This window comes from Actinoplanes derwentensis, from assembly GCF_900104725.1.
GTDB lineage: Bacteria > Actinomycetota > Actinomycetes > Mycobacteriales > Micromonosporaceae > Actinoplanes > Actinoplanes derwentensis.
Map to the genome: position 1 here is coordinate 9,698,213 of NZ_LT629758.1, position 23,956 is coordinate 9,722,168.

Below are 23,956 nucleotides of genomic sequence, written 5' to 3' on the forward strand. Positions count from 1 at the left end.
CTCAGTCCGGCGCCACCAACCGGAATCCGACCCCCCGCACGGTGCGCAGGAAGCGGGGCTTCGCCGCGGACTCGCCCAGTTTCCTGCGGAGCCAGTACAAATGGACGTCGATGGTCTGGTCCTCGCCGACCGATGGCTGTCGCCATACCTCCTCCAACAGCTCACGACGGGAAACCACCCGGCCCGGCCGGGCAGCCAGGTAGGCCAGCAGGTCGAACTCCTTGCGGGTCAGCGCCAGCGGCTGATCGCCGAGGGTGGCACTGCGCTCGCCGACGTCGACCCGGAGCTCGCCCACCTCGTGCACGGCCGGTTGCGCGGCCCGGCTGGCCCGGCCCACCCGGCGCAGCACGGTGGCGATCCGGGCGTCCAGATGGGCGCCGGTGAACGGCTTCACCATGTAGTCGTCGGCGCCGGCCCGCAGCAGGCGCACGACGGTCTGCTCGTCGTCGCGCGCGGTGGCGATGATGATCGGCACATCGGTGATGCCACGCAGCATCCGCAGCGCGTCCGAACCGTCCAGATCGGGCAGCCCGAGGTCCAGGACGACCAGATCGGGAGTCTCCGCGGCGACCCGCCGCAGAGCTTCCAGCGCGGTGCCGACGGCGTGCACGGCGTGCCCCCGGTCGGCTAGCGAACGGAGCATGGCGCCGCGCACGACATGGTCGTCTTCGACGAGCAACACCGTGGCCATGCGAAGACCGTAGCGTCCCTGGCAAGGCCGGACCTAAAGGGTGATGGAGCGAGAACCTTTGATGACGCTCAGTGATGGAATACGATCCGAAGTACCGATGTCATTCACACTTTTCCCCGGTACGCGCCTCGCGCTGGCCCTCGACAGCCTGGCCGGCCTCAGTGTCGGCGACGCCCTCGGCGCGCAGTACTTCGTGCCCGGCAACAAGCCCTCCGACCTGCTCGAAGCCCGCGTTCCACCGGCGCCGTGGGAGTGGACCGACGACACCGAACAGGCCTGCTGTCTGGTGTCCGTCCTGGCCGCGAACGAGTCCGAGGGTGATTTCGATCGCGATGGTTTCGCCGAGCTGCTCGCCGCCCGTTTCGAGCCCTACCGCGGCTACGGTCCGGGCGCCGTCGTGATGCTCCGCCAGATCCGCGAGGGCCTGCCCTGGCCGATCGCCGCGTCGGCGGCGTTCAACGGTCAGGGGTCGTGCGGCAACGGCGCGGCGATGCGGGCCGCACCGTTGGGCGCCTGGCATGCGGATTCCCTGGCCCACGCGGCGATCGCGGGGGTACGCGCGGCCGAGGTCACGCACGCGCACCCGGAGGGGATCGCCGGCGGGGTGGCGGTGACCGTGGCCGCGGCGGTGGCCGCCGCCGCCCGTCTGAACGGGCACCGCCCGGACCGTGGGCAGCTGCTCCGGGCCACCGCCGGGCACACTCCGGCCGGGGCGGTGCACGACGGCCTGATCGAGGCGGCCGGGCTGACGGTGCCGGTGCCGGAGGCGGCGCATCGGCTCGGCTCCGGCGGGCAGGCGACCGCGCAGGACACCGTGCCGTTCGCGCTCTGGGTCGCCGACCGTTTCCTGGACGACTACCCGGCGGCCGTCGCGGCGTGCGTGGTCGCCGGCGGGGACGTGGACACCACCGCCGCGATCGCCGGGGGAGTGGTGGCCGCGTACACCGGCGTGGACGGCGTCCCCGGGGCGTGGCGTGCCGCCCGCGAGCCGCTCCCCTCCTGGACCGCGTGGTGACGCCCGGCGGATAACATCAGGGCGCCTAATCGTTTTCCGAATGGAGATCACCGTGTCTGCACCCCGTACGCCCGTCGTGGCCGACCCCCTAGTCGTCCCGGCCGGGACTACGGCGGCCGACGCGGTGGCCGCCGCCGGGCTTCCGGCACACGGGCCGAAGGCGATCGTCGTGGTCCGCGAGGCCGACGGCCGGCTGCGTGACCTGACCTGGGCGCCCGCCGCCGACACCGAGGTGACCCCGGTCGCCATCGACACCCCGGACGGGCTCGACGTGCTGCGCCACTCGGCCGCGCACGTCCTCGCGCAGGCCGTGCAGGACGTCTTCCCGGAGGCGAAACTGGGCATCGGCCCGCCGATCCGGGACGGGTTCTACTACGACTTCGACGTGGAGAAGCCGTTCCAGCCGGAGGACCTGACGAAGCTCGAGAAGCGGATGCAGGAGATCGTCAAGGCCGGGCAGACCTTCCGCCGCCGGGAGTACGGCACGCTCGACGAGGCCAAGGCCGAGCTGAAGGACGAGCCGTTCAAGCTGGAACTGGTCGACATCAAGGGTGACGTGGACGCGGAGGCCGCCGCCGTCGGTGCGGGCGAGCTGACCCACTACGACAACGTCGACAAGGACGGCAACCGGGTCTGGGGCGATCTGTGCCGGGGGCCGCACCTGCCGTCGACCCGGCTGATCCCGGCGTTCAAGCTGATGCGCTCGGCCGCCGCGTACTGGCGCGGTTCGGAGAAGAACCCGCAGCTCCAGCGGGTTTACGGCACGGCGTGGCCGTCACGTGACGAGCTGAAGGCGTACCTCAATCGTCTTGCCGAAGCGGAGCGCCGCGACCACCGCAAGCTGGGCAGCGAGCTGGACCTGTTCTCCTTCCCCGACGAGATCGGCTCCGGCCTGGTGGTCTTCCACCCCAAGGGCGGTGTGATCAAGCGGGAGATGGAGGACTACGTCCGGGCCCGCCACATCGAAGAGGGCTTCCAGTACGTCGGCAGCCCGCACATCAGCAAGGAGAACCTCTTCCAGACCTCGGGACACCTGCCCTACTACAAGGACACGATGTTCCCGCCGATGGAGCTGGAGGGGGCGAACTACTACCTCAAGGCGATGAACTGCCCGATGCACAACCTGATCTTCAGGTCGCGCGGGCGGTCCTACCGTGAGCTGCCGATGCGCCTGTTCGAGTTCGGCACCGTCTACCGCTACGAGAAGTCCGGCGTGGTGCACGGCCTGACCCGGGTGCGCGGCCTGACCCAGGACGACTCGCACTCGTACGTCACCGCCGAGCAGGCCCCCGGCGAGATCAAGCACCTGCTGAACTTCGTCCGTTCGCTGCTGGACGACTTCGGCATGGACGACTACTACCTGGAACTGTCGACCCGGGACCCGGACAGCGACAAGTTCATCGGCACCGACGAGCAGTGGGAGACCGCCACCAAGGTCCTGGAGGACGTGGCGACCGAGTCCGGCCTCGACCTGGTGCTCGACCCGGGCGGCGCGGCGTTCTACGGCCCGAAGATCAGCGTGCAGTGCAAGGACGCGATCGGCCGGACCTGGCAGATGTCGACCATCCAGTACGACTTCAACATGCCGTCCCGGTTCGGCCTCGAATACCAGGCCGCCGACGGCACCCGCCAGGAACCGGTGATGATCCACTCGGCGAAGTTCGGCTCGCTGGAGCGGTTCTTCGGCGTGCTGGTCGAGCATTACGCGGGCGCGTTCCCGGCCTGGCTGGCCCCGGTGCAGGTGGTCGGCATCCCGATCCGCGACGACCACGCCGACTACCTCGCCGAGTTCGTGGCGAAACTGAAGAAGGCCGGCATCCGCGCCGAGGTCGACTACTCCACCGACCGGATGCAGAAGAAGATCCGCACCGCGCAGCAGCAGAAGATCCCGTTCATGGCGATCGCCGGCGACGACGACGTCAACGGCGGCACCGTGTCGTTCCGCTACCGGGACGGCTCACAGCGCAACGGCGTCTCGATCGACGAGGCCGTCGCGCACGTCGCCGACGTGGTTCGCTCCCGAATCAACACCGGCCCCTCCGCCGCCTGACCTAAGTTTCGGCTCCCGCCGCCCGACCTGAACGCGGAGTAGTCACCGCTCTGGTGCGGCGGCGGGAGCGGAGATGGCATGCGGTTCCGGACGCCGAGACCGGCACTGGCGGGGTACGCACTGGCAGCGGTCCTGTTCGTGGTGCACGTGCTCGGAGTGGGCGGCTGGGACCTCCAGATCACCCTCTCCAAGCTCGCCGCGCCGCTGCTGAGTGGAGTACTGGCCTGGACCGGCTGGCGGGCCTGGGCCGCCGCTCGTGACGCCGGACAGGAGGCCGCCGGGCGGCACCTGTTCCTCACCGGCTGCGCCTGGTCCGCGATGGCGCTCTCCACCGTGATCCAGCTGGTGCACCTGCTGGCGGCCGGCGACCGCTCGTTCCCGTCGGCGTCTCCACTGGTGGTCCTGCTGGACCTGCTGGTGCCGGCCTTCCTGATCCCGGCCCTGCTGACCACGCCGGTGCGGACCCCCTGGTCGGCGAGCCGGCTGCGGCTGGGCCTGGACATGGCCACCGTGATGACCGCCGGTGCGGTCTTCGTCTACTGCTTCCTGGCCGGGCCGGGAACGTCCGCACGGTCGATCCTGACCACCGTCGCCCCACTGGCCGGGCTCTTCGCGATCGCCCGGCTCTGGATCAGCGGGGTGGCCGGAATCAGCCGCCGGGCGATGGGCTGGGCGATGACCGCCGCGATCACCCAGCTGGCGATCGGGCTCCTGCAGCCGGTGCTGGCCGGCACCGGGTACCCACATCTCGTACTCGCCGCGGAGCAGATCTTCATCGTCGCGGTGATCGCCGCGAACGTCGCGCACATCCGCCGAGCCACCCACGGCGAACCGGTACGGGAGCCCTCGGTCCGCCGCCCGGCGAGCCTGCTGCCCTACGTGGCCGTCGCCGCCGTAGACCTGCTGCTGGTCGGCATGCTGAGCCGCGACGACCTGGACCGGGGCGCCTGGGCGGTGCTGAGCGGGGCGATCCTGCTCACCGGCCTGGTGGTGGCCCGGCAGGTCGCCGGGGTACACGACAACGGCCGGATGGCGCTGCGGGTCGACGCCGGGATGACTGCACTACAGGTGGCGATCGACCGGGAACACGTTCTCAGCGACCTGGGCACCGCACTGCTGCGCACCACCGAGGCCGCCGAGGTGCACCGGCTCGCCGCCGAGGCGTCCGCCACCCTGCTCGCCGGGCAGCCGGGTGCCCGGACCTCGATCGTGATCGCCGGGCCCGAGGCTGAGTACTGGACCGTGGTGCAGACCTCCGGGGCGGACGCCGCCGACCTGCTGGGCGTCGAACTGCCCGGTTCGGCGGTGCCGTCCGCGCTGCTCGCCCGGCTGACCGCGGGTGACGTGGTGGCGGCGGCCGGCTGGTCCGCGCTCGGCGTCACCGGGCTCGAATCGTACCCGGACCGGCCGATCTTGATTTTGCCGTTGCTCAGCGGCGAACGGTTCTTCGGCCTGATGATCGTCGCCGCCGGCCAGGAACTGCCGGACGAGCTCGTCAAAGCCCTGCACACGCTGCGGACCCAGGTGTCACTGGCACTGGGCAGCGTGGCACTGACCGCCGAACTGACCATGCAGGCGATGCACGACATGCTGACCGGACTGGGCAACCGGGCCCTGCTGCGCGAGCGGCTGACCGGCGCGCTGGCCCGATCCCGGCGCACCGGACGCCCCGCCGGAGTGCTGCTGCTCGACCTGAACGGGTTCAAACCGGTCAACGACACCCACGGCCACGACGTGGGGGACACCCTGCTGACGGTGATCGCGGACCGGCTGCGGACCTGTGTGCGCACCGAGGACACGGTGGCCCGGCTGAGCGGCGACGAGTTCGCGGTGGTGACCGAAGACCTGCACGACAAGATCGACGCGGTGCTCATCGCGGAACGGATCATCGCCGCCCTGAACGAACCGGTGATCATCGGCGGACACGAACTGCGCACCCCGGCGAGCATCGGCATCGCCCTGTCCCGGCCCGGCGACAGCCCCGACGACGTCCTCCGCTACGCCGACTCGGCGATGTACGCGGCGAAGCGCGCCGGCGACGGCCGGTTCCACCTGTACGGAGTGTTCCCCCAGCTGCGGAACTGACGGTTCCGCATAGGATGCGATCGTGGACGAGGGGCTGGGCACGGGCGAACCGGACGGGCTGGAGCGACTCTGGACGCCGCACCGGATGACCTACATCTCCGGGGAGGACGCGCCGGAGGGCGGTTACGACAAACCCGCCGGCTGCCCGTTCTGCCTGGCGCCAGGCCTGCCCGCAGCACAGTCCCTGGTGGTGGCGCGCGGCGAGCTGGTGTTCGCGGTACTCAACCTGTACCCGTACAACCCCGGGCACCTGATGGTCTGCCCCTACCGGCACGTCGCCGACTACACCGACCTGACCGACGCGGAGACCGTCGAGGTCGCCGCGTTCACCCGGACCGCGATGCGGGTGCTGCGCACCGTCAGCGGCCCGCACGGCTTCAACCTCGGCATGAACCAGGGCTCCATCGCCGGCGCCGGAATCGCCGCCCACCTGCACCAGCACGTCGTGCCCCGCTGGGGCGGCGACGCCAACTTCATGCCGGTGATCGGCCGGACCAAGGTGCTGCCCCAACTGCTGCACGACACCCGCGACCTGATCACCAAGGCCTGGCCGGTCACCTGACCGACGCGCGAACCCCTTCGGCCAACTGCGACGGCATCGGCTCGTGCCGCAGGTACCGGCGGGAGAACGTCCCGGTGCCCGACGTCAGGGCACGCAGTTCCACCGCGTACCGGACCAGCTCCGTCGCCGGAACCTCGGCCCGGACCAGGCTGACCCCGCCCGCACCGCCGGACTCACTGCCCAGCGGGCGGCCCCGCCGCCCGGAGAGATCACTCATCACCACACCCACGTAGGTCTCCGGCACCCGCACCTCGATCTCGTCCACCGGCTCCAACAGGGTGATCTGCCCGTTCTCGGCAGCCGAACGCACCGCCAGCGCCCCGGCGGTCTGGAACGCCGCATCCGAGGAATCGACACTGTGCGCCTTGCCGTCATACAGCGTGACCCGCAGATCCACCACCGGAAAACCCGCGGTGACGCCCTTCTCCAGCTGCGCCCGGACACCCTTCTCCACCGACGGGATGTAGTGGTGCGGCACCGCACCGCCGACCACCTTGTCCACGAAGACGAAACCCGCGCCCCGCGGCAGCGGCTCCACCTCGATGTCGCAGACCGCGTACTGCCCGTGACCGCCGGACTGCTTCACATGCCGGCCGTGCCCGCGCGCGCCACTGCCGAAGGTCTCCCGCAGCGCCACCTTGACCGGCTCGGTGTCCAACTCCACCCCACCGGAGCGAAGCCGGTCCAGGACCACGTCGGCATGCGACTCACCCATCGTCCAGAGCACCAGTTGCCGGGTGTCCCGGTTACGCTCCATCCGCAGCGCCGGATCCCCGGCCACCAGCCGGGCCAGATTCTTGGCCAGCGCGTCCTCGTCGGAACGGGTCTTCGCGACGACCGCGATCGGCAACAGCGGCTCCGGCATCCGCCACGGCGTCATCAGCAGCGGGGCATCCCTGGCCGACAGGGTGTCGCCGGTCTCGGCGCTGCCCGACTTGGTGATCGCGCACAGATCACCCGCGACCGCACCGGGGATCTCGCGCAACTGCGCGCCGAGCGGGGCGTAGACATGCGCCACCCGCTCGTCGGCGTCGTGGTCGGGATGCCCACGTTCGGCCAGACCGTGTCCGGACACGTGCAGGGTCTGATCCGGGCGCAACGTTCCGGAGAAGACCCGGACCAGCGACACCCGGCCGACATGCCGATCGATCGTGGTCCGGACCACCTCGGCCACCAACGGACCGTCCGGATCACAGGTCAACGGGGCACGCGGCGAGCCGTCCAACCCGGTCACCACCGGCAGAGCGTGCTCCAACGGCGTCGGAAAACCACTGACCAGCAGATCGAGCAACGCGTCCAAGCCGACACCGGTGTACCCGCAGACCGGGACGACCGGGAAGAAATTGCCCTTCGCGACGGCCTTCTCCAGATCCCGGATCAGAGTGCCGGCATCGATCTCCGCACCACCGACGTAGCGGTCCATGAGAGTCTCGTCCTCACTCTCCGCGATGACACCCTCGATCAGGGTGTCCCGGTCGGCGGCGACCAGCGCCAGCTGCTCCGGGCCGGCCAGGCCGACCCGGGGCGGATGACCGTTCGCGTAGTCCAGCACCCGCAGCGTGACCAACCCGATCAGGCCCGGACCGGGAACCGGCCGGAACACCGGCAGCACGTTGTCACCGAACGCCGCCTGACAATCCTGCAACGCCTGGTCGTAGTCGGCCCGCGGATGGTCCAACCGGGTCACCGCGACTGCGCGCGGCATACCGACCGCGGCACACTCGTCCCACAGAGCCACCGTCGAATCGTCCACCCCGTCGGCCGCCGACACGACGAAGAGCGCGGCATCCGCGGCCCGCAGACCGGCGCGCAACTCCCCGACGAAATCGGCGAAACCCGGAGTGTCAAGCAGATTGACCTTCACGTCCTGATGCAGCAGCGGCGCACACGACAACGCCACCGAACGCTGCTGCCGGATCGCCGCCGGATCATGATCGGTGACCGTGGTGCCGTCCGCCACGCCACCGGCCCGGGAGATCGTGCCCGTCGCGGCCAGCAACGCCTCGACCAAGGTCGTCTTACCGGAACCGGAACGGCCGACCAGCACCACGTTACGAACCCTGCCGGGCTCGGTCACCGCCGGCGCGCCAACGCCGGCCTGTCCCTTCTCCGAAGCCTTCTGCGCCATGCCGAGTGCTCCCGTCGTATCCCGTTCGTTACGCCGCTGTTCCTCGAATCCCACACCCGGCGCGGTATTGGTCACAAGGACCCTCAGCCCTGGAAAGCTGCCGGATGATGACGATCCGGCCAAGGCCGGGGCTGTCCCGTGCCGCTGCAGGTCGCACGCCGATAAGGTGGGACGGCCATGGCAAAGATCGTTCAAGCAACAGCCCGTGCCGTCGCCTCGTACGGCGTCAACCCGGTCGCCCGATTCCTACTCCGGATCGGGGTCACACCCAACGCGGTCACCGTCGCCGGCACCGTCGGCGTGCTGATCGGCTCCTACTTCGGTGCGCGCGGCCACCTCTTCTGGGGCACCGTGATCGTAACCGCCTGTGCCCTCACCGACGCGCTCGACGGGACAATGGCCCGGATGCGCGGCGGCTCCGGCAAATTCGGCGCCCTCCTCGACTCCTCGATGGACCGGATCGCCGACGGCGCCGTCTTCGGAGCCGTCGTCTACTACCTCGCCACCGAGGGCAACCCCTACGGCGGAGTCGTCGCCGCCCTGATCAGCCTGGTCTTCGGACAGGTCGTGTCATACGTGAAGGCCCGCGCCCAGAGCCTCGGCCTGAACGCCGACGTCGGCATCGCCGAACGCCTCGAACGACTACTGATCGTCGGCTTCGGCGGCCTGCTCGGCGCAGCCGGACTGGACTGGGGACTCCCCGCCGCCCTGTGGGTACTCGCCGTACTCTCCGTGATCACTGCCTTCCAGCGGCTCATCCACGCCGGCCGGACCGAACCGAAGGTGACCAGCGAGTGAAGGACCGTCTGACCGAACTCGGCTACATGGCCGGGTGGAGGATCGTGCGCGCACTGCCGCTGCCGGTGGCGAAAGCCCTCTTCCGGGCCGGCGCCGACCGGGCCTGGAAAGCGAACGGCCCCGGCACCCAGCGCCTGCGCAGCAACCTGCGGCAGGTCGTCGGCGAGGACATGCCGGAGACTCTGGTCCGGGACGGGCTGCGTTCGTACGCCCGGTACTGGATGGAGGCCTTCCGGCTGCCGTCACAGAGCCGCGAGCAGTTCCTCGACGGGTACCGGATGGAGACCGAGTGGCACGAGCAGCTCAAAAAGGGCGTCGCCGACGGTGACGGGGTGATCCTGGCGCTGCCGCACGTGGCGAACTGGGACGCCGCCGGCGCCTGGGTGACCAGTCAAGGCTTTCCGCTGATCACGGTCGCCGAGCGCTTCAAACAGGAAGCGGTGTACGAGCAGTTCCTGGCGTACCGGGAAAAGCTCGGAATGAAGATCCTCCCGCACTCCGGCGGCGAGCGCTCACCCCTGGACGTGCTCGCCGAACACCTGGCGAAAGGCTGGGTCGTCGCACTCCTCGGAGACCGGGACCTGTCCCGCCGCGGGATCGAGGTCGAGTTCTTCGGCGGCCGGACCCGGATGCCGGCCGGCCCGGCGATCCTCGCCATCCGCACCGGGTCGCCGCTCTACGCGGTCGACATCTGGTTCGACGAGACCCGCGTCCAATCCCGGATGCGCCGGATCGTGCCACCTACCGACGGACCGCTCGACGAACGGGTCAAGAAAACCACCCAACTGCTCGCCGACGCCTACGCGGCCGGCATCGCCGAACACCCCCAGGACTGGCACATGCTCCAGAAGCTCTGGCTCTAGGAGGAGCGGGTGCGGATCGGGATCGTCTCGCCCTACTCGTTCGACGTCCCCGGCGGTGTACAGAACCACATCATGGACCTCGCCGAAGCCCTGATCGGTCTCGGTCACGAGGTGAGCGTGCTGGCGCCCGCCGACGACGACGCCGAACTACCCGCCTACGTGGTGCCAGCCGGCCGGGCCGTACCACTGCCCTACAACGGCTCGGTCGCCCGGATCTCCTTCGGCCCGGTCTCCACCGCCCGGGTCCGGCGCTGGCTGCGCCGCGGCGAATTCGACGTACTGCACGTCCACGAACCGTTCACCCCCAGCCTGTCGTTCCTCGCCGTGCTGTCGGCGCGCGGGCCGGTCGTCGCCACCTTCCACACCGCGATGACCCGATCCCGGGCCCTGTCGGCCGCGCAGAACTTCCTCCAACCCGCCATGGAGAAGATCACCGCCCGGATCGCCGTCAGCGAACTCGCCCGGAAAGTACAGGTCGAACACCTCGGCGGCGGCGCGGTCGAAATCCCCAACGGGGTCGCGGTCGCCAAATTCGCCTCGGCGGCGCCATTGCCCGGATGGCCCGGCGAAGGCGGTGCACTCGGTTTCCTCGGCCGTTTCACCGAACCGCGCAAAGGCTTCCCCCTGCTGCGTACGGCGTACGTCAACCTCGCCCGTGAACGCCCCGGCCTGCGGCTGCTCGTGGCCGGGCCCGGCGACCGGGACGAACTGTTCGAAGACATCCCCGCCGAACTACACGACCGGGTCGAATTCCTCGGCCTCGTCTCCGAGCCCGACAAAGCCCGGATGCTGCGCAGCGTGGACGTCTACGTGGCCCCGAACACCGGCGGCGAGAGTTTCGGCATGATCCTCACCGAAGCGATGGCCGCCGGAGCCGCCATCGCCGCCAGCGACCTCGACGCCTTCCGCCGAGTCCTGGACGGCGGCCGCGCCGGAGCACTGTTCCCCAACGGCGACCCGGCCGCCCTCACCACCCTGCTCGGGGACCTGCTCGACGACCCGGCCCGCCGTGCCGCCCTGTCGTCGTGCGCCCGGCAGGCGGTCGGCGCCTTCGACTGGCCGAGCGTGGCCAACCGGGTCCTCGAGGTCTACGCGACCTCGATCGAAGCCACCGACGGCAGAGTTTTCGACGACGAGTGGTCCTGACCACTGGCGTGGTAAACGCCGGGCACTACGATGCCCCGCATGTGGTGGGTGGTGGGAGTCGTCGTGCTGGCCGCGATCTTCTCGGCGTACCTCGGCTGGACCGCCCAACGGGTGGAGCGTCTGCACACGCGGGCGCAGTCGGCCGAGCGCGCCCTGGACGCGCATCTGTTGCGCCGTGCGGCCGCGGCCGCGGTGGTCGCCGAACAGGTCGAATCGGTGGAGCTGTACGCGGCGGCGCGGCTCGCGCTGGACGCCGAACCTGGTGAACGCGAGACCGCCGAGAACGACCTGACCCGGCAGCTCCAGACGGTCACGCTGGATCCGGGGGATCCGGTGGCCCGGGCTCTGATCGGCACCAGTCGGCGCGTCATGCTGGCCCGTCAGGTGCATACCGACCTGGTGCGGGACGCGCTCAGTGCCCGGCGGCGGATCATCGTCCGGATGTTGGGGCTGACGCGGCGGTATCCGCGGCCGGAGTACTTCGACATCGTCGAGGTGGCGTTGACGGACCTGCCGCCGTTGCCGTCGCCGGCGCTGCCGGTCGAGGGCCCGTTGATAGCCCAGGCCCTCTAGGGTGGTCCCCGTTAACCCTGTTTTCTCGCGGCCAGCCGTAGCTCAGCGCTGTTAAACGGCTAGCCGTAGCTCAGACATGTCTTGGCAGGTCCATAACAGTCCTGAGCTACGGCTCGAGTCGCCCGGCCGTAGCTCAGGACTGTTATCCGACCCTCATAAGACACCTGAGCTACGGCTAGCCGTAGCTCAGGACGTAGTCGTGGCCGGGCGGGCGGGCCGGGCCGGGGTAGGGTGGGGTCGGTTACCAGCCTCGCTCGGAGAGGCGGTGCGGGACCGGCTCGTCCTCGACGTTGATGCCGACCATGGCCTCGCCCAAGCCCCGGGAGACCTTGGCGATCACATCAGGGTCGTCGTGGAACGTGGTGGCCTTGACGATCGCGGCGGCACGCAGTTCCGGATTGCCGGATTTGAAGATCCCGGAGCCGACGAAGACCCCCTCGGCGCCGAGCTGCATCATCATCGCGGCATCCGCCGGAGTCGCGATACCACCGGCGGTGAACAGCACCACGGGAAGCCGCCCGGCCTCAGCGACCTCCTTGACCAGCTCGTACGGCGCCTGAAGCTCCTTCGCGGCAACGTACAGCTCGTCCTCCGCCAGGGTCTGCAGGCGGCGGATCTCGGCGCGGATCCTCCGCATGTGGGTGGTGGCGTTCGAGACGTCACCGGTGCCGGCCTCCCCCTTCGAGCGGATCATCGCTGCGCCTTCGGTGATCCGGCGCAGCGCCTCGCCCAGGTTGGTGGCGCCGCAGACGAACGGCACGGTGAACTGCCACTTGTCGATGTGGTTCGCGAAGTCGGCCGGGGACAGCACCTCGGATTCGTCCACGTAGTCGACGCCGAGCGCCTGCAGCACCTGCGCCTCGACGAAGTGCCCGATCCGGGCTTTGGCCATCACCGGGATGGAGACCGCCGCGATGATGCCGTCGATCATGTCGGGGTCGGACATCCGGGAGATGCCGCCCTGGGCGCGGATGTCGGCCGGTACCCGTTCCAGGGCCATCACCGCGACGGCGCCCGCGTCCTCGGCGATCTTCGCCTGGTCGGCGTTGACCACGTCCATGATCACGCCGCCCTTGAGCATCTCCGCCATGCCGCGTTTGACGCGGGCCGTGCCGACGGCGGGCTGGTTCTCAGACATGGAAATCGGCTCCTCGTGGTGTTTCGGCTTCTTCACGCCGATGTTATGAACCGGCGGTGCCGGTTCCGATAGCCAATCGGCTTGCCGGTGGACTGCTTCCCTATTGTTGGGCCGTGAACATCGGAGTGCTGGCCCTTCAGGGCGACGTGCGCGAACACCTGACCGCGCTGGCCGAGTCGGACGTGCTGGCCCGGCCGGTCCGCCGGCCCGAGGAGCTCGCCGAGGTCGACGGCTTGGTGATCCCGGGCGGGGAGTCGACCGCGATCAGCAAACTGGCCGTGTCGTTCGGGTTGCTCGATCCGATCCGTAAGCGGATCGCCGACGGGATGCCCGTCTACGGCTCCTGCGCCGGCATGATCATGCTGGCCACGACCGTGCTGGACGGCCGTTCCGACCAGGAGACGTTCCAGGGCATCGAGATGACCGTACGGCGTAACGCGTTCGGCCGGCAGGTCGACTCGTTCGAGGCGTCCGTCGAGATCGACGACGTCGACGGCGGCCCGTTCCACGCCGTCTTCATCCGCGCCCCGTGGGTCGAGCAGGTCGGCGGCGACGTGCGGGTGCTGGGCCGCGTGGCGGAGGGTGCCGACGCCGGTAGGATTGTGGCCGTTCGGCAGGGGAACCTGCTCGCCACGGCTTTCCACCCGGAGCTGACCGGCGACCTTCGTGTCCACCGGTACTTCGTCGAGATGGTCCGCCAGGCCCTTTGATCAAAGCGGAGGTTACGCATGTCCGGCCACTCCAAGTGGGCGACGACCAAGCACAAGAAGGCTGTCGTCGACGCCAAGCGCGGCAAGATGTTCGCGAAGTTGATCAAGAACATCGAGGTAGCGGCCCGGACCGGTGGCGGCGACCCGTCCGGTAACCCCACGCTCTACGACGCCATTCAGAAGGCCAAGAAGAGCTCGGTCCCCAACGACAACATCAGCAACGCCGTCAAGCGGGGCTCCGGTCTGGAGGCCGGCGGCGCCGACTGGCAGTCGTTCATGTACGAGGGGTACGGCCCCAACGGTGTCGCCCTGCTGATCGAGTGCCTCACCGACAACCGGAACCGGGCCGCCACCGAGGTGCGCACCCGGCTCACCCGTAACCACGGCACGTTCGCCGACGCGGGCTCGGTGTCGTACCTGTTCAACCGCAAGGGCGTGATCATCGTCCCCAAGGGTTCGCTCAGCGAGGACGACGTCATGCTGGCGGTCCTGGACGCCGGCGCCGAGGAGATCAACGACCACGGCGACGCGTTCGAGGTCGTCAGCGAGGCCACTGACCTGGTCGCGGTGCGGACGGCTCTGCAGGACGCCGGCATCGACTACGACTCGGCGGAGTCGTCGCTGGTTCCGACGATGAGCGTGCCGGTCGACGAGGACGGCGCCCGCAAGGTGCTCAAGCTGATCGACGTGCTCGAGGACTGCGACGACGTCCAGAACATCTTCTCCAACGTCGAGATCTCCGACGAGGTAATGGCGGCCATCGACGAGGAGTGAGTGTCACTTGACGAAAAGCCGGTCCGGTGGGCCGGCTTTTCGTGGTTTCGGGGCTACCCTCGGGGTGACAGGCACTTGCCTAGTGCGCACTGTCTAGTGACAGGTTTGTATGAGACTAGTAAGGTGGGGGTGTTGTTGATGGCTGATCTGCCGGAGGTGCAGATGACAGTTATGGCAGTCCGTCCCGACGCGGAAGTCGAGACCACAGGCACCCCACCACCCATCGATCCGGAGTTGTTGGAGGAAGCACAGCGCCAGATCCAAGCCGGGTCGTCGAACGAGGCGATCAACGAGGCGCTGCGGCGGATGGTTCTGGAGGAGCGAGACAAGCGGCGTGCCGCCATGGAGTCTCTGTGGAAGATGAATGAAGAGGGCCGATTCGACTACAGCCACTTCGAGGCGGCCGACGAGTGAAGTATCTGGGTGATGCGAGCGCGTTGATCCGCATTCTGCGGAAACAAGTCGACGAAGCCTGGTTCGCGACCGTGCAGCGGGGCTTGGTGTCGATCTGTGAGCCCGCTGTCGCGGAAGCTTTGCTGGCCGCGGACGCGCGGGACTACACAGCGACCGAGGCCAAGCTGGAGGCGACATATCCCGTCGCGGTCATCCCGGACGATGTCGGGGATCTCACTGCGGCGATTCGGCTGAAGATGACCGTGCTGCACGAGGACAGCGACTTCGAGACGATCGCACGCTATGTGCCCGATTTGAAGCATCGTCGAATGAGTAAGGGCCCGGAGAACTAGTCAGAGGGGGTCGGCGCTCAGCCATGCCATGTATTGGATGAGGGCGCCGACCACCAGCAGCACGAAGAGAGCGTGGCGGAGTACGCGGTGCCGCTGTGCTCGTAGGTGGGCGTGGATCCACGCGATCTCGGCGTCGGCCAGGGCGTCCAGTGAGGCCCTGGCCGTACCGGGAATGATCGTGGCCTTGCGCAGTGCCAGGCTCCCTGCCCTGGGCCGGGCCGGCGGCGGCGGTGGGGGTAGGACGCGGACCTCGACCTCGTAGACCTGGTCCTCGCGCCAGTGGGCGGTTCGGGCTGTCAGGCGCTGCCGCATGTAGGTGTCGGTGCGGTGCAGCAGGCGCAGGCGGCGCCAGTGGCCGGCCAGGTCGGTGAGGACCGCCAGGTAGATCTCCTCGTGCACGGGGGCGCCGCCGGCCAGGCGGTGTGCTTCGGTGCGCAGGCCGGAGGCGTGCCGGGCGACGAAGGCGACGTAGTCCGATGGCGGCTCGTCGGCCATCGGCGCGATGAGGTGCATGACAGACCTCCGGGAACCCGTCGGCGGGAGACGTGCCGGGTGACGTGCGTGGTGGGCCTCCGGAAACCATCGTCGGGGCGTGTCGGCGGATGGCGCAAGGTGTGGGCGTACTAGGGTGTCGAACACACGTTCGCGAGGAGGCTGTCTGTGCGGGTGCTCGGCATCGATCCGGGGCTGACGAGGTGTGGTGTCGGCATCGTCGATGGTGTGCCGGGGCGGCTGGGCAAGCTGGTCGGCTACACCGTGGTCCGCAGTGATCCGGACCAGGACATCGCCGAGCGCCTGCTGCATCTGGACACTTCGCTGGGTGAGCTGGTGGCCGCCTACAAGCCGGACAGTGTCGCCGTCGAGCGGGTGTTCGCGCAGCACAACGCCCGGACCGTGATGGGTACCGCGCAGGCCAGCGGGGTGGCGATCCTGGCCGGGGCGCGGGCGGGGCTGCCGGTGCAGACCTACACTCCGAGTGAGGTGAAGGCGGCCGTCACCGGGTCGGGCACCGCGGACAAGGCTCAGGTCACCGCCATGGTGACGCGGCTGCTGAAACTGGACGCCCCGCCGAAACCCGCCGACGCGGCGGACGCCATCGCCATCGCCATCTGCCACATCTGGCGCGGGGGGACTCGCGCGCGGATCGAAGCCGCTGCCCGCAGGAGCCTCCGATGATCGCCAGTGTGCGCGGTGTGGTCGCCGCGATCTTCCACGACAGTGCCGTGGTCGAGGTGGGTGGTGTCGGCATGCGGGTCTTCTGTACGCCGAACACGCTCGCCGGATTGCGGACCGGTGGGGAGGCGCGGCTCGCGACCACGCTGATCGTGCGGGAGGACTCGCTTACGCTGTTCGGGTTCGCCGACGACGCCGAGCGGCAACTCTTCGACCTGCTGCTGACGGCTAACGGGGTGGGCCCGCGGATCGCGCAGGCGGTGCTCGCGGTGCACCAGCCCGACGCGGTGCGGCGTGCGCTGGCCGGTGGTGACGTCGCCGCTCTGACGAAGGTCCCGGGTATCGGTAAGCGGGGCGCCGAGAAGATGATCGTCGAGCTGAAGGACAAGATCGGCCCGATCGCGATCGGTGACGGCGGCCCGGCCGGTGTGCTCAACGGTGCGTGGCAGGAGCAGGTCCGGCAGGGTGTGCTGGCGCTCGGCTGGTCCGCTTCGCAGGCCGATCAGGCGGTGGCCGCGGTGGCCGAGTCGATCGATGGGGAGACGCCGTCGGTGCCGGTGCTGTTGCGTCAGGCGATCCGGCTGCTCGGAAAATCCCGTTGAGATCGGCTGGCGTCAATTGCTGAGAGTGATCGGCGGGCGTGGCGAATTCCGTTTGCCCGGTCCATTGCCGGAGCGTGCTCACGGTGAGTGCCGAGCGTTTTCCGGCCGTTGCGCGGGGGATGCCGCCGACGCCCGGCGCCGTCGCGACGGTAGGCTGATTCGAACGGTTGTACAGGTCAGGAGGCTGTCGATGTCACGGTGTGACGCCCGGTGAACGACGAGATCGTCTCCCCGGATCCGTTCGACGAGGATCTGGACGCCGAGGCCAGTGTCCGCCCGCGGCGGCTGGCCGACTTCATCGCCCAGCACCGGGTCCGTGACCAGCTGGAGTTGCTGCTGCAGGCTTCGATGGGCCGCGGCAGCCCGCCGGACCACATTCTGCTCTCCGGCCCGCCCGGTCTCGGGAAGACGACCTTGGCCAACATCGTGGCCGCCGAGCTGGGCACCGGGATCCGCACCACCAGTGGGCCGGTGATCGAGCGGTCCGGGGATCTGGCCGCGATCCTGACCGGTCTGGCCCCGGGTGACGTGCTGTTCATCGACGAGATCCACCGCATTGCGAAACCGGCCGAGGAGTTGCTGTATTCGGCGATGGAGGACTTCCGGGTCGACGTGGTCGTCGGCAAGGGCCCGGGTGCGACCGCGATCCCGCTAGACGTGGAGCCGTTCACCCTGGTCGGGGCGACCACCCGGGCGGGCCTGCTGTCCGGGCCGATGCGGGACCGGTTCGGTTTCGTCGCGCATCTGGATTTCTATTCACCGGCCGATCTGGACGCGCTGTTGCACCGGTCGGCCCGGATTCTCGGGGTGCGGATCACCGCGGAGGGCGCGGCGGAGATCGCCGGCCGGTCCCGGGGCACACCGCGGATCGCCAACCGGCTGTTGCGCCGGGTGCGGGACTTCGCGGAGGTCCGGGCGGACGGTGTGGTCACCGAGGAGGTGGCACGGGCGGCCCTGCAGGTGTACGACGTCGACGCGCTCGGCCTGGACCGGCTGGACCGTGCCGTGTTGCGGGCGCTGATCGAGTCCTTCAAGGGCGGTCCGGTGGGCCTGTCCACCCTGGCCGTGGCGGTGGGGGAGCAGTCCGACACGGTCGAGGAGGTGTGTGAGCCGTTCCTGGTGCGGGCCGGGCTTCTGGCGCGAACCCCGAGGGGCCGGGTGGCCACCGAGGCCGGGTGGGCGCATCTGGGCAAAACGCCACCCACCGATGGGCGCGCCGGGGTGTTCCAAGGTGACCTGTTCGCCCGAGACGTATAAATATCCCTCGTGATGTGAACGTGACGTGTGCCGCATTCGTTATCTCCAGGTTGACCTATTAGACTCGCCGCCGTTCCAACCGGAATCTGCAGATCACTCCCGGCGCCCGCCCACTCGTCGCGCCGGTGGCTGACGGAAGGCTTTTTTGTGCTCGACGCAAGCGACGCGCCGGCCGGCGGCGGCAATTACTCGTTCCTGCTGATTCTCGTTCTGCTCTTCGGTTTCATGTACTTCGTCATGATCCGCCCGCAGCAGAAACAGCGCCGCAAGGCGATGGAGATGCAGAGTTCGCTCGGCCCCGGCGACCAGATCGTCACCATCGGTGGCTTGCACGGCACGGTCGCCGGGGTCTCCGACGACGAGGTCCTCATCGAGATCGCTCCGGACGTGCAGGTGCGCTTCGCGCGTCCGGCGATCGCCCGGATCGTTCACAAGTCCGGTGAGGAGATCCCGGAGCCCGACGTCGAGGTGCCCACCGCTGAGGAGTCCACGCCGGAGCAGCCGGAGGGTCCCGTCACCGAAGTGCGCAAGCAGGACTGACCAGTAAGTCCCCGCGCACCGGTCCGGTGGTGATCTCACCGACCCGGTGCGTCAGCCCGCCGTTCGACCGTCGACGGCCGGTCACAGAAACTTAGCGCCGCGCAGCCACGCGGCCGAACACAGGGAGACCTAAAGCCGTGGCACGACCACCTCAGGGACAGATGCATCCTGGACGCCAACTCGGCGTGCTCGGTCTGGTCTTCGTCGTCCTGTATCTGCTCGTCTTCTTCGGAGCCGGCGCCACGGGCACCGTGGCGCAGCGGCTGGAGCCGAAGCTGGGCCTCGACCTGATCGGCGGGACCCAGGCCACCTACATCGCCACTCAGCAGGGTGCGCCGCCCACCAAGGAGGCGATGGAGCTGGCCCAGGAGATCATCGAGAGCCGGGTCAACGCTCTCGGTGTCTCCGAGGCCGAGGTGGTCATCCAGGGCAACAACACGATCGTCGTCTCGCTCGCGGGCAAGGCCGACGACCAGTTGAAGGACCTGTCGAAGGCCGCGAACATGCGGTTCCGGCTGCTCACCGGGGTCACCGGTGACGTCGCTTCGGTGGCTCTGAACCCGCCGAGCCCGTCGCCGAGCGTCTCGGCCAGCGGCAGCGCCGCCCCGGCCGCGTCGGGTTCCGCCAAGCCGTCGGCGAGCGGCAGCGCCCCGGCGGTGTCGGCGTCGGCGTCGACCGGTGGTCAGGGTGGCGGCGCGGCCGCGCCGAGCCCGTCGGTGGCCCCGTCGGCCGCTCCGTCCGCGGCCCCGACCGCGTCCGCCCCGGCGGCCGAGGTCCCGGTCACCGCGGACGTGAAGGAGCAGCGCGCCGCGATCGCGAAGAAGGTCGGTGCCCCGGTCTGGGCCGCGGCCGAGAAGCTGACCGCCCCGGTGGACCTGTCCACCGACACGAAGGCCGGCCTGGCGTACAAGGCGTTCGCCACGCTGACCCCGCTGGAGGTCAACGCACTCGACCCGCAGATGCAGTTCAACGTGCCGACGATCAGCTGTGAGCAGTTGGACAAGCGGCCGAACGGCGCGATCGACGACGTCGACAGCGAGGTCATCGCCTGCTACCAGGGCGCCAAGGTGCTGCTGGACAAGGCCGAGGTCGTCGGTGACGACATCGACAAGGCCAGCCCGCAGCTCGACACCACCCAGAACCAGTGGGTCGTCTCGCTCGACTTCAAGAGCGCCGGCCAGAACAAGTGGGCCGCCCTGACCCGTAAGGCGTTCGAGGCGACCACCAGCGACCCCTGCTACATCGCGGCCAGCTCGCTCTACCCGAGCGTCGAGCACTGCGCGGTGGCGGTGGTCCTGGACAAGGAGATCGTCTCCGCGCCGCAGATCCAGGGCGTGCTGACCGGTCAGTCGCAGATCACCGGTGACTTCAACTCGGCCTCCGCCAAAGAACTCGCGGACCAGCTGAACTTCGGCGCCATCCCGGTCACCTTCGAGTCCGGCCCGGCGCAGACCGTCTCCGCGACCGTCGGTGACCAGCAGCTCGAGGCGGGCCTGCTCGCCGCCGCGATCGGCCTCGGCCTGGTGGCGATCTACTCGTTCTTCTACTACCGGATGCTCGGCCTGGTGATCTTCCTGAGCCTGGCCCTGTCCGCTCTGCTCACCTTCGGCGCGCTGGTGTTCCTGGGCCGCTCGATCGGCTTCACCCTGACGCTGGCGGGTATCGTCGGTTTCATCGTCTCGTTGGGTGTGGCGGCGGACTCGTTCGTCATCTACTTCGAGCGGTTGAAGGACGAGATCCACGAGGGCCGGAGTCCACGCAGCGCGGTTCCACGGGCGTGGCACCGGGCCCGGCGCACGATCATCTCGGCGAACGCGATCACGATCATGTGTGCGGTCGTCCTGTACATCGTGTCGATCGGGCAGGTGCAGGGCCTGGCGTTCGCGCTCGGCCTGTCGACCGTGCTCGACCTGGTCGTGGTGTTCCTCTTCCGCCACCCGATCATGACGGTGCTCGCCAACACCAAGGCGTTCCTGTCGCCCAGGGTGAGCGGTCTCGGCCGTGCTCTGCGTACCAGCCAGAAGGAGGCCTGACATGGCCGGTTCCGGTTTCGCGAATCGCCTGTACCAGGGCGAGGCGAACATCAGCATCATCGGCCGCCGCAAGATGTGGTTCACCATCGCGGCCGTGCTCGTGGCGATCTCCCTGGGCAGCTTCATCTTCCGTGGCTTCCACCTGGGCATCGAGTTCGCCGGTGGCAGTGAGTTCACGGTTCCGGCGCAGGTCGCGAGCAAGACGCTGACCCAGGACGAGGTCGGCAACGCGGTGGCCGACGCGGTCCGCGGGGTGGCCCCGGACGCGCAGGTCAACGCGGCCCAGCAGATCGGTGAGGGCACCGAGGCCAACTTCAAGATCCGTTCGTCGGCGCTGGACACCCAGCAGATGGCCGAGGTCAAGACCGCGCTCGAGGCCGATCTGGGGCTGGAAGCGGGTCAGATCAGCGACCAGCAGGTCTCCTCGGCCTGGGGTGGCGCGGTCATCGACAAGGCCATCCTCGGTCTGATCATCTTCCTGATCCTGGTCACCGTGTACCTGGTGGTCCGGTTCGAGTGGCGGATGGCGGTGGCGGCCCTGGCCTCGCTGATGCTCGACATGATCGTCACGGCGGGTGTCTACTCGCTGGTCGGGTTCGAGCTCACCCCGTACACGGTGATCGGGTTCCTGACGATCCTCGGTTTCTCGCTCTACGACGTGGTCGTGGTGTTCGACAAGATCCAGGAGAACACCCGAGGGATCACGGCGGGCAGCACCCGGACGTACGCCGAGGCCACCAACCTGGCGGTCAACCAGACCCTGATGCGTTCGCTCAACACCGGTCTGGTGGCTCTGCTGCCGGTCGGCGGTGTGCTCTTCATCGGTGCCGGCCTGCTCGGCGCGGGCACCCTGAAGGACCTCGGCCTGGTGCTCTTCGTCGGTATGGGGATCGGCGTCGCGGCGTCGATCGTGTTCGCCGCCCCGGTCCTGAGCTACCTGAAGGACCAGGAGCCGCGGATCAAGGCCCACAACGCCCGGGTGCTGGCCCGGCGGGCCCAGCGTTCGGACGACGTGGTCCGCACCGGCGACGACCGCCCGGCTAACCTGACCGCCTCGGACGAGGTGCCGGCCTTCGCGGGCAGCACCACGCCGCGGCCGGGCGCGCGTCCCGCGCAGAAGCGCGGCGGCAACCGCCCGGGTGGCAAGCGTCCCTGACGCCCCGCCTGACGTCTCACCGGCCCGCCACCCCGCAGGGGTGGCGGGCCGCGTCATCAGATTCTTCCGTGGATACTCCGGCTCTTCAGGCCGGAGAGGAAACGGACCCCTGCGGAGCAGGTCAGGGGTAGCCGATTCGCCGTCGAGGCGAACTCGGTGTCTACCCGCAGACCGCCCGCACGGGCGCTCGCGAACAGGTGTGCTAAAACAGGTGGCATGTCCCAGCGTGCAGTGAAGCGGGCGTTCAAGTTCCGTTTCTACCCGACTCCGGAGCAGGCCGATCTGCTGAACCGGACGTTCGGGTGTGCACAAGGTCTACAACCTGGCGTTGCAGGCCCGTACCGAAGGCTGGTCTCAGCGGCGGGAGCGGGTCGGTTACAGCGCGACCAGCGCCCTGTCGACCGCGTGGAAGAAGACCGAGGATCTGGCGTTCCTCAACGAGGTGTCCTCGGTTCCGCTGCAGCAGTGTCTGCGGCACCTGCACGGTGCGTTCGTGGCGTTCTGGGAGAAACGGGCCCGGTATCCGCGGTTCAAGTCCAAGCGTAAGTCGCGGGCGTCGGCGGAGTTCACCGCGTCCGCGTTCCGCTGGAGGAACGGTGAGCTGACCCTGGCCAAGATGTCCGTCCCGCTGGACGTCGTCTGGCCCGCGCGCAACGGGCCTTGGCCCGCAAGGAGAAGGGCTCGAAGAACCGGGACAAGGCCCGGCGTAAGGTCGCCCGCGTCCACGCCCGGATCGCCGACCGGCGCCGTGACACCCTGCATCAGTTGACCACTCGGCTCGTTCGTGAGAACCAAACGATCGTGATCGAGGACTTGGCCGTGCGCAACATGGTCAAGAACCACACGCTGGCCCGCGCCGTCAGCGACGCGGCCTGGACCACCTTCCGCGAGTTTCTGACCTACAAATGTGAGTGGTACGGCCGGACCCTGGTCGTGATCGACCGCTGGTACCCGTCGTCCAAGCTCTGCTCGCAGTGTGGAGCCATCGCTGACACCATGCCGCTCAGCGTCCGGTTCTGGACCTGTCCCTGTGGGGCCGTCCACGACCGGGACGTGAACGCGGCGCGTAACATTCTGGCCGCCGGGCTGGCGGTGTCTGCCTGTGGAGCCTGCGTCAGACCTCAACGGGGGAACCTCCGTTCGGGGCGGCGGGCTGTGAAACAGGAAACCCGGCGGGCGACCGCCGGAATCCCCGTCCCTTGAGGGCGGGGAGATGTCAACTAGGCTGTCCGCCGTGAGTAGCGAGAACGCGCCGGGGACCGGCGACAGCGGGCCCGAGATGGCGGCACTGGTCGCCAGTGGCACCGTCGACGTGCCGGACTTCCCGAAACCGGGCATCCTCTTCAAGGATCTGATGCCGTTCTTCGGTGACGGCCCGACCTTCAAGAAGGTCGTCGACGGCATCGTCACCCATTGGGGCCCGGACTCCTTCGACGTGGTCGCCGGGGTGGAGGCGCGCGGGTTCGTGCTGGCGGCGGCCATCGCGTACGCCACCGGCCTCGGGGTGGTCCCGGTCCGCAAGGCCGGGAAGCTGCCGCGACCGGCCTTCTCCGCGACGTACGCGCTCGAGTACGGCGAGGCCACCCTGGAGGTGCACGAGGGTGCTTTCGTGCCCGGACAGCGTGTCCTGGTGGTCGACGACGTGCTCGCCACCGGTGGCACGGCGGGTGCGACGATGGATCTGGTGGAGCGGGCCGGTGGCGTGGTCGCCGGTTTCACCGTATTGATGGAACTCGGTTTCCTGGACGGCCGGGAGCGGCTCAGCCCGCGTAAGGTACACGCTCTGCTGACCGTTTGATCCGTCTTCGATGTTCTTCGCCCGGCCGGGCCTGCTTATTCGTAGGTTCGGCCGGGGTATTCGGCAACGCGGTGCGGGTAGGATGGGCGTTCCAAGGTGACCTTTGATCCCGGCGAAC

The 23,956-nt window shown here is 69.0% G+C and carries 25 protein-coding genes and 1 pseudogene; 22 read left to right on the plus strand and 4 right to left on the minus strand.

What is annotated here, in order from left to right:
- Window position 1 precedes the first annotated feature (1 nt).
- Window positions 2–691 carry a response regulator transcription factor gene (locus tag BLU81_RS43365; RefSeq protein WP_092555028.1) on the minus strand — a complete coding sequence of 230 codons (690 nt, stop codon included), beginning with the start codon at window positions 689–691 and terminating at the stop codon, window positions 2–4.
- 97 nt (window positions 692–788) lie between these two features.
- On the opposite strand from BLU81_RS43365, the gene BLU81_RS43370 reads away from it, so the two are divergent.
- From BLU81_RS43370 to BLU81_RS43385, 4 genes are all read left to right on the plus strand, one after another.
- Window positions 789–1,706 (plus strand): ADP-ribosylglycohydrolase family protein, encoded by a 918-nt coding sequence (locus tag BLU81_RS43370; protein WP_092555030.1) that lies wholly within the window; start codon window positions 789–791, stop codon window positions 1,704–1,706.
- Window positions 1,707–1,758: 52 nt separating this feature from the next.
- Complete coding sequence (gene thrS, locus BLU81_RS43375) at window positions 1,759–3,756, plus strand: threonine--tRNA ligase (protein WP_172890744.1); 1,998 nt, start codon at window positions 1,759–1,761, stop codon at window positions 3,754–3,756.
- 78 nt (window positions 3,757–3,834) lie between these two features.
- A complete protein-coding gene (locus BLU81_RS43380; RefSeq protein ID WP_092555032.1) occupies window positions 3,835–5,841 on the plus strand; it encodes a GGDEF domain-containing protein in 2,007 nt (668 codons plus the stop codon).
- 85 nt (window positions 5,842–5,926) lie between these two features.
- The gene (locus BLU81_RS43385; protein WP_092558492.1) at window positions 5,927–6,403 is read left to right on the plus strand and encodes an HIT family protein; all 477 of its coding nucleotides are present in this window, start codon (window positions 5,927–5,929) and stop codon (window positions 6,401–6,403) included.
- Here BLU81_RS43385 and BLU81_RS43390 read toward each other — a convergent pair.
- Window positions 6,396–8,531, minus strand: a complete 2,136-nt coding sequence (locus tag BLU81_RS43390) for an elongation factor G-like protein EF-G2 (protein ID WP_092555034.1) — start codon at window positions 8,529–8,531, stop codon at window positions 6,396–6,398. The two genes, BLU81_RS43385 and BLU81_RS43390, sit on opposite strands and share 8 nt — an antisense overlap.
- 177 nt (window positions 8,532–8,708) lie before the next feature.
- Between BLU81_RS43390 and pgsA the strand changes: the two genes are divergently transcribed.
- The 4 genes from pgsA to BLU81_RS43405 are packed head-to-tail and all read left to right on the plus strand — an operon-like array spanning window position 8,709 to window position 11,911.
- Complete coding sequence (pgsA, locus tag BLU81_RS51200; RefSeq protein WP_231953810.1) at window positions 8,709–9,329, plus strand: phosphatidylinositol phosphate synthase; 621 nt, start codon at window positions 8,709–8,711, stop codon at window positions 9,327–9,329.
- The gene (locus tag BLU81_RS51205; protein WP_231953811.1) at window positions 9,326–10,192 is read left to right on the plus strand and encodes a phosphatidylinositol mannoside acyltransferase; all 867 of its coding nucleotides are present in this window, start codon (window positions 9,326–9,328) and stop codon (window positions 10,190–10,192) included. Before pgsA ends, BLU81_RS51205 begins: the two co-directional genes overlap by 4 nt.
- A 9-nt stretch (window positions 10,193–10,201) precedes the next feature.
- On the plus strand, window positions 10,202–11,338 hold the full coding sequence (locus tag BLU81_RS43400; RefSeq protein ID WP_092555036.1) for a glycosyltransferase family 4 protein: 1,137 nt from the start codon (window positions 10,202–10,204) through the stop codon (window positions 11,336–11,338).
- A gap of 30 nt (window positions 11,339–11,368) precedes the next feature.
- Entirely contained in the window at window positions 11,369–11,911 is a 543-nt protein-coding gene (locus BLU81_RS43405) for a hypothetical protein (RefSeq protein ID WP_092555038.1), read from the plus strand.
- Between the two features lie 241 nt (window positions 11,912–12,152).
- On the opposite strand, the gene pdxS is transcribed toward BLU81_RS43405, so the two are convergent.
- The gene (gene pdxS, locus BLU81_RS43410; RefSeq protein WP_092558496.1) at window positions 12,153–13,049 is read right to left on the minus strand and encodes a pyridoxal 5'-phosphate synthase lyase subunit PdxS; all 897 of its coding nucleotides are present in this window, start codon (window positions 13,047–13,049) and stop codon (window positions 12,153–12,155) included.
- Between the two features lie 113 nt (window positions 13,050–13,162).
- Here pdxS and pdxT point away from each other — a divergent pair, with 113 nt between their 5' ends.
- The 4 genes from pdxT to BLU81_RS43430 all read left to right on the plus strand — a co-directional run bounded on the left by pdxT (window position 13,163) and on the right by BLU81_RS43430 (window position 15,279).
- The gene (pdxT, locus tag BLU81_RS43415) at window positions 13,163–13,759 is read left to right on the plus strand and encodes a pyridoxal 5'-phosphate synthase glutaminase subunit PdxT (RefSeq protein WP_092555040.1); all 597 of its coding nucleotides are present in this window, start codon (window positions 13,163–13,165) and stop codon (window positions 13,757–13,759) included.
- Window positions 13,760–13,777: 18 nt separating this feature from the next.
- Window positions 13,778–14,533: a YebC/PmpR family DNA-binding transcriptional regulator gene (locus tag BLU81_RS43420; protein ID WP_092555042.1), complete on the plus strand. Its 756-nt coding sequence runs from the start codon at window positions 13,778–13,780 to the stop codon at window positions 14,531–14,533.
- A 138-nt stretch (window positions 14,534–14,671) separates the two neighbouring features.
- Window positions 14,672–14,947, plus strand: a complete 276-nt coding sequence (locus BLU81_RS43425; protein WP_157752023.1) for a type II toxin-antitoxin system VapB family antitoxin — start codon at window positions 14,672–14,674, stop codon at window positions 14,945–14,947.
- A complete protein-coding gene (locus BLU81_RS43430) occupies window positions 14,944–15,279 on the plus strand; it encodes a PIN domain-containing protein (RefSeq protein WP_092555046.1) in 336 nt (111 codons plus the stop codon). Before BLU81_RS43425 ends, BLU81_RS43430 begins: the two co-directional genes overlap by 4 nt.
- On the opposite strand, the gene BLU81_RS43435 is transcribed toward BLU81_RS43430, so the two are convergent.
- Window positions 15,280–15,792 (minus strand): hypothetical protein, encoded by a 513-nt coding sequence (locus tag BLU81_RS43435; protein ID WP_092555048.1) that lies wholly within the window; start codon window positions 15,790–15,792, stop codon window positions 15,280–15,282.
- 147 nt (window positions 15,793–15,939) lie between these two features.
- Between BLU81_RS43435 and ruvC the strand changes: the two genes are divergently transcribed.
- The 10 genes and pseudogenes from ruvC (at window position 15,940) to BLU81_RS43475 (ending at window position 23,838) form a co-directional block, all read left to right on the plus strand.
- Window positions 15,940–16,455 (plus strand): crossover junction endodeoxyribonuclease RuvC, encoded by a 516-nt coding sequence (ruvC, locus tag BLU81_RS43440; RefSeq protein WP_092555050.1) that lies wholly within the window; start codon window positions 15,940–15,942, stop codon window positions 16,453–16,455.
- Window positions 16,452–17,054 carry a Holliday junction branch migration protein RuvA gene (gene ruvA, locus BLU81_RS43445; protein WP_092555052.1) on the plus strand — a complete coding sequence of 201 codons (603 nt, stop codon included), beginning with the start codon at window positions 16,452–16,454 and terminating at the stop codon, window positions 17,052–17,054. The genes ruvC and ruvA overlap by 4 nt, the downstream gene beginning before the upstream one ends.
- A 210-nt stretch (window positions 17,055–17,264) precedes the next feature.
- Window positions 17,265–18,311, plus strand: a complete 1,047-nt coding sequence (gene ruvB / locus BLU81_RS43450; RefSeq protein ID WP_092555054.1) for a Holliday junction branch migration DNA helicase RuvB — start codon at window positions 17,265–17,267, stop codon at window positions 18,309–18,311.
- A 147-nt stretch (window positions 18,312–18,458) separates the two neighbouring features.
- On the plus strand, window positions 18,459–18,851 hold the full coding sequence (yajC, locus tag BLU81_RS43455; protein WP_092555056.1) for a preprotein translocase subunit YajC: 393 nt from the start codon (window positions 18,459–18,461) through the stop codon (window positions 18,849–18,851).
- A 161-nt stretch (window positions 18,852–19,012) separates the two neighbouring features.
- On the plus strand, window positions 19,013–20,884 hold the full coding sequence (secD, locus tag BLU81_RS43460; protein ID WP_092555058.1) for a protein translocase subunit SecD: 1,872 nt from the start codon (window positions 19,013–19,015) through the stop codon (window positions 20,882–20,884).
- A 1-nt stretch (window position 20,885) separates the two neighbouring features.
- Complete coding sequence (secF, locus tag BLU81_RS43465) at window positions 20,886–22,040, plus strand: protein translocase subunit SecF (RefSeq protein WP_092555060.1); 1,155 nt, start codon at window positions 20,886–20,888, stop codon at window positions 22,038–22,040.
- 216 nt (window positions 22,041–22,256) lie between these two features.
- Window positions 22,257–22,313: pseudogene (locus tag BLU81_RS52195) on the plus strand (helix-turn-helix domain-containing protein); the annotation flags it as partial.
- Between the two features lie 31 nt (window positions 22,314–22,344).
- The gene (locus tag BLU81_RS51210; RefSeq protein WP_231954916.1) at window positions 22,345–22,809 is read left to right on the plus strand and encodes a hypothetical protein; all 465 of its coding nucleotides are present in this window, start codon (window positions 22,345–22,347) and stop codon (window positions 22,807–22,809) included.
- Window positions 22,701–23,243: an RNA-guided endonuclease TnpB family protein gene (locus BLU81_RS50045; RefSeq protein ID WP_197686042.1), complete on the plus strand. Its 543-nt coding sequence runs from the start codon at window positions 22,701–22,703 to the stop codon at window positions 23,241–23,243. Before BLU81_RS51210 ends, BLU81_RS50045 begins: the two co-directional genes overlap by 109 nt.
- Window positions 23,244–23,319: 76 nt before the next feature.
- Complete coding sequence (locus tag BLU81_RS43475) at window positions 23,320–23,838, plus strand: adenine phosphoribosyltransferase (protein WP_231954895.1); 519 nt, start codon at window positions 23,320–23,322, stop codon at window positions 23,836–23,838.
- Window positions 23,839–23,956: the final 118 nt, after the last annotated feature.

Coding starts and splice junctions, on each gene's coding strand:
- BLU81_RS43380 (WP_092555032.1), top strand. CDS start 3,835: ATGCGGTTCCGGACGCCGAGACCGGCACTGGCGGGGTACGCACTGGCA.
- BLU81_RS43390 (WP_092555034.1), bottom strand. CDS start 8,531: ATGGCGCAGAAGGCTTCGGAGAAGGGACAGGCCGGCGTTGGCGCGCCG.
- secF (WP_092555060.1), top strand. CDS start 20,886: ATGGCCGGTTCCGGTTTCGCGAATCGCCTGTACCAGGGCGAGGCGAAC.
- BLU81_RS43405 (WP_092555038.1), top strand. CDS start 11,369: ATGCCCCGCATGTGGTGGGTGGTGGGAGTCGTCGTGCTGGCCGCGATC.
- pgsA (WP_231953810.1), top strand. CDS start 8,709: ATGGCAAAGATCGTTCAAGCAACAGCCCGTGCCGTCGCCTCGTACGGC.
- BLU81_RS43365 (WP_092555028.1), bottom strand. CDS start 691: ATGGCCACGGTGTTGCTCGTCGAAGACGACCATGTCGTGCGCGGCGCC.
- BLU81_RS43385 (WP_092558492.1), top strand. CDS start 5,927: ATGACCTACATCTCCGGGGAGGACGCGCCGGAGGGCGGTTACGACAAA.
- pdxS (WP_092558496.1), bottom strand. CDS start 13,049: ATGTCTGAGAACCAGCCCGCCGTCGGCACGGCCCGCGTCAAACGCGGC.
- ruvA (WP_092555052.1), top strand. CDS start 16,452: ATGATCGCCAGTGTGCGCGGTGTGGTCGCCGCGATCTTCCACGACAGT.
- BLU81_RS43475 (WP_231954895.1), top strand. CDS start 23,320: ATGGCGGCACTGGTCGCCAGTGGCACCGTCGACGTGCCGGACTTCCCG.
- BLU81_RS43425 (WP_157752023.1), top strand. CDS start 14,672: ATGGCTGATCTGCCGGAGGTGCAGATGACAGTTATGGCAGTCCGTCCC.
- BLU81_RS43435 (WP_092555048.1), bottom strand. CDS start 15,792: ATGCACCTCATCGCGCCGATGGCCGACGAGCCGCCATCGGACTACGTC.
- secD (WP_092555058.1), top strand. CDS start 19,013: ATGCATCCTGGACGCCAACTCGGCGTGCTCGGTCTGGTCTTCGTCGTC.
- BLU81_RS43370 (WP_092555030.1), top strand. CDS start 789: ATGTCATTCACACTTTTCCCCGGTACGCGCCTCGCGCTGGCCCTCGAC.
- BLU81_RS43420 (WP_092555042.1), top strand. CDS start 13,778: ATGTCCGGCCACTCCAAGTGGGCGACGACCAAGCACAAGAAGGCTGTC.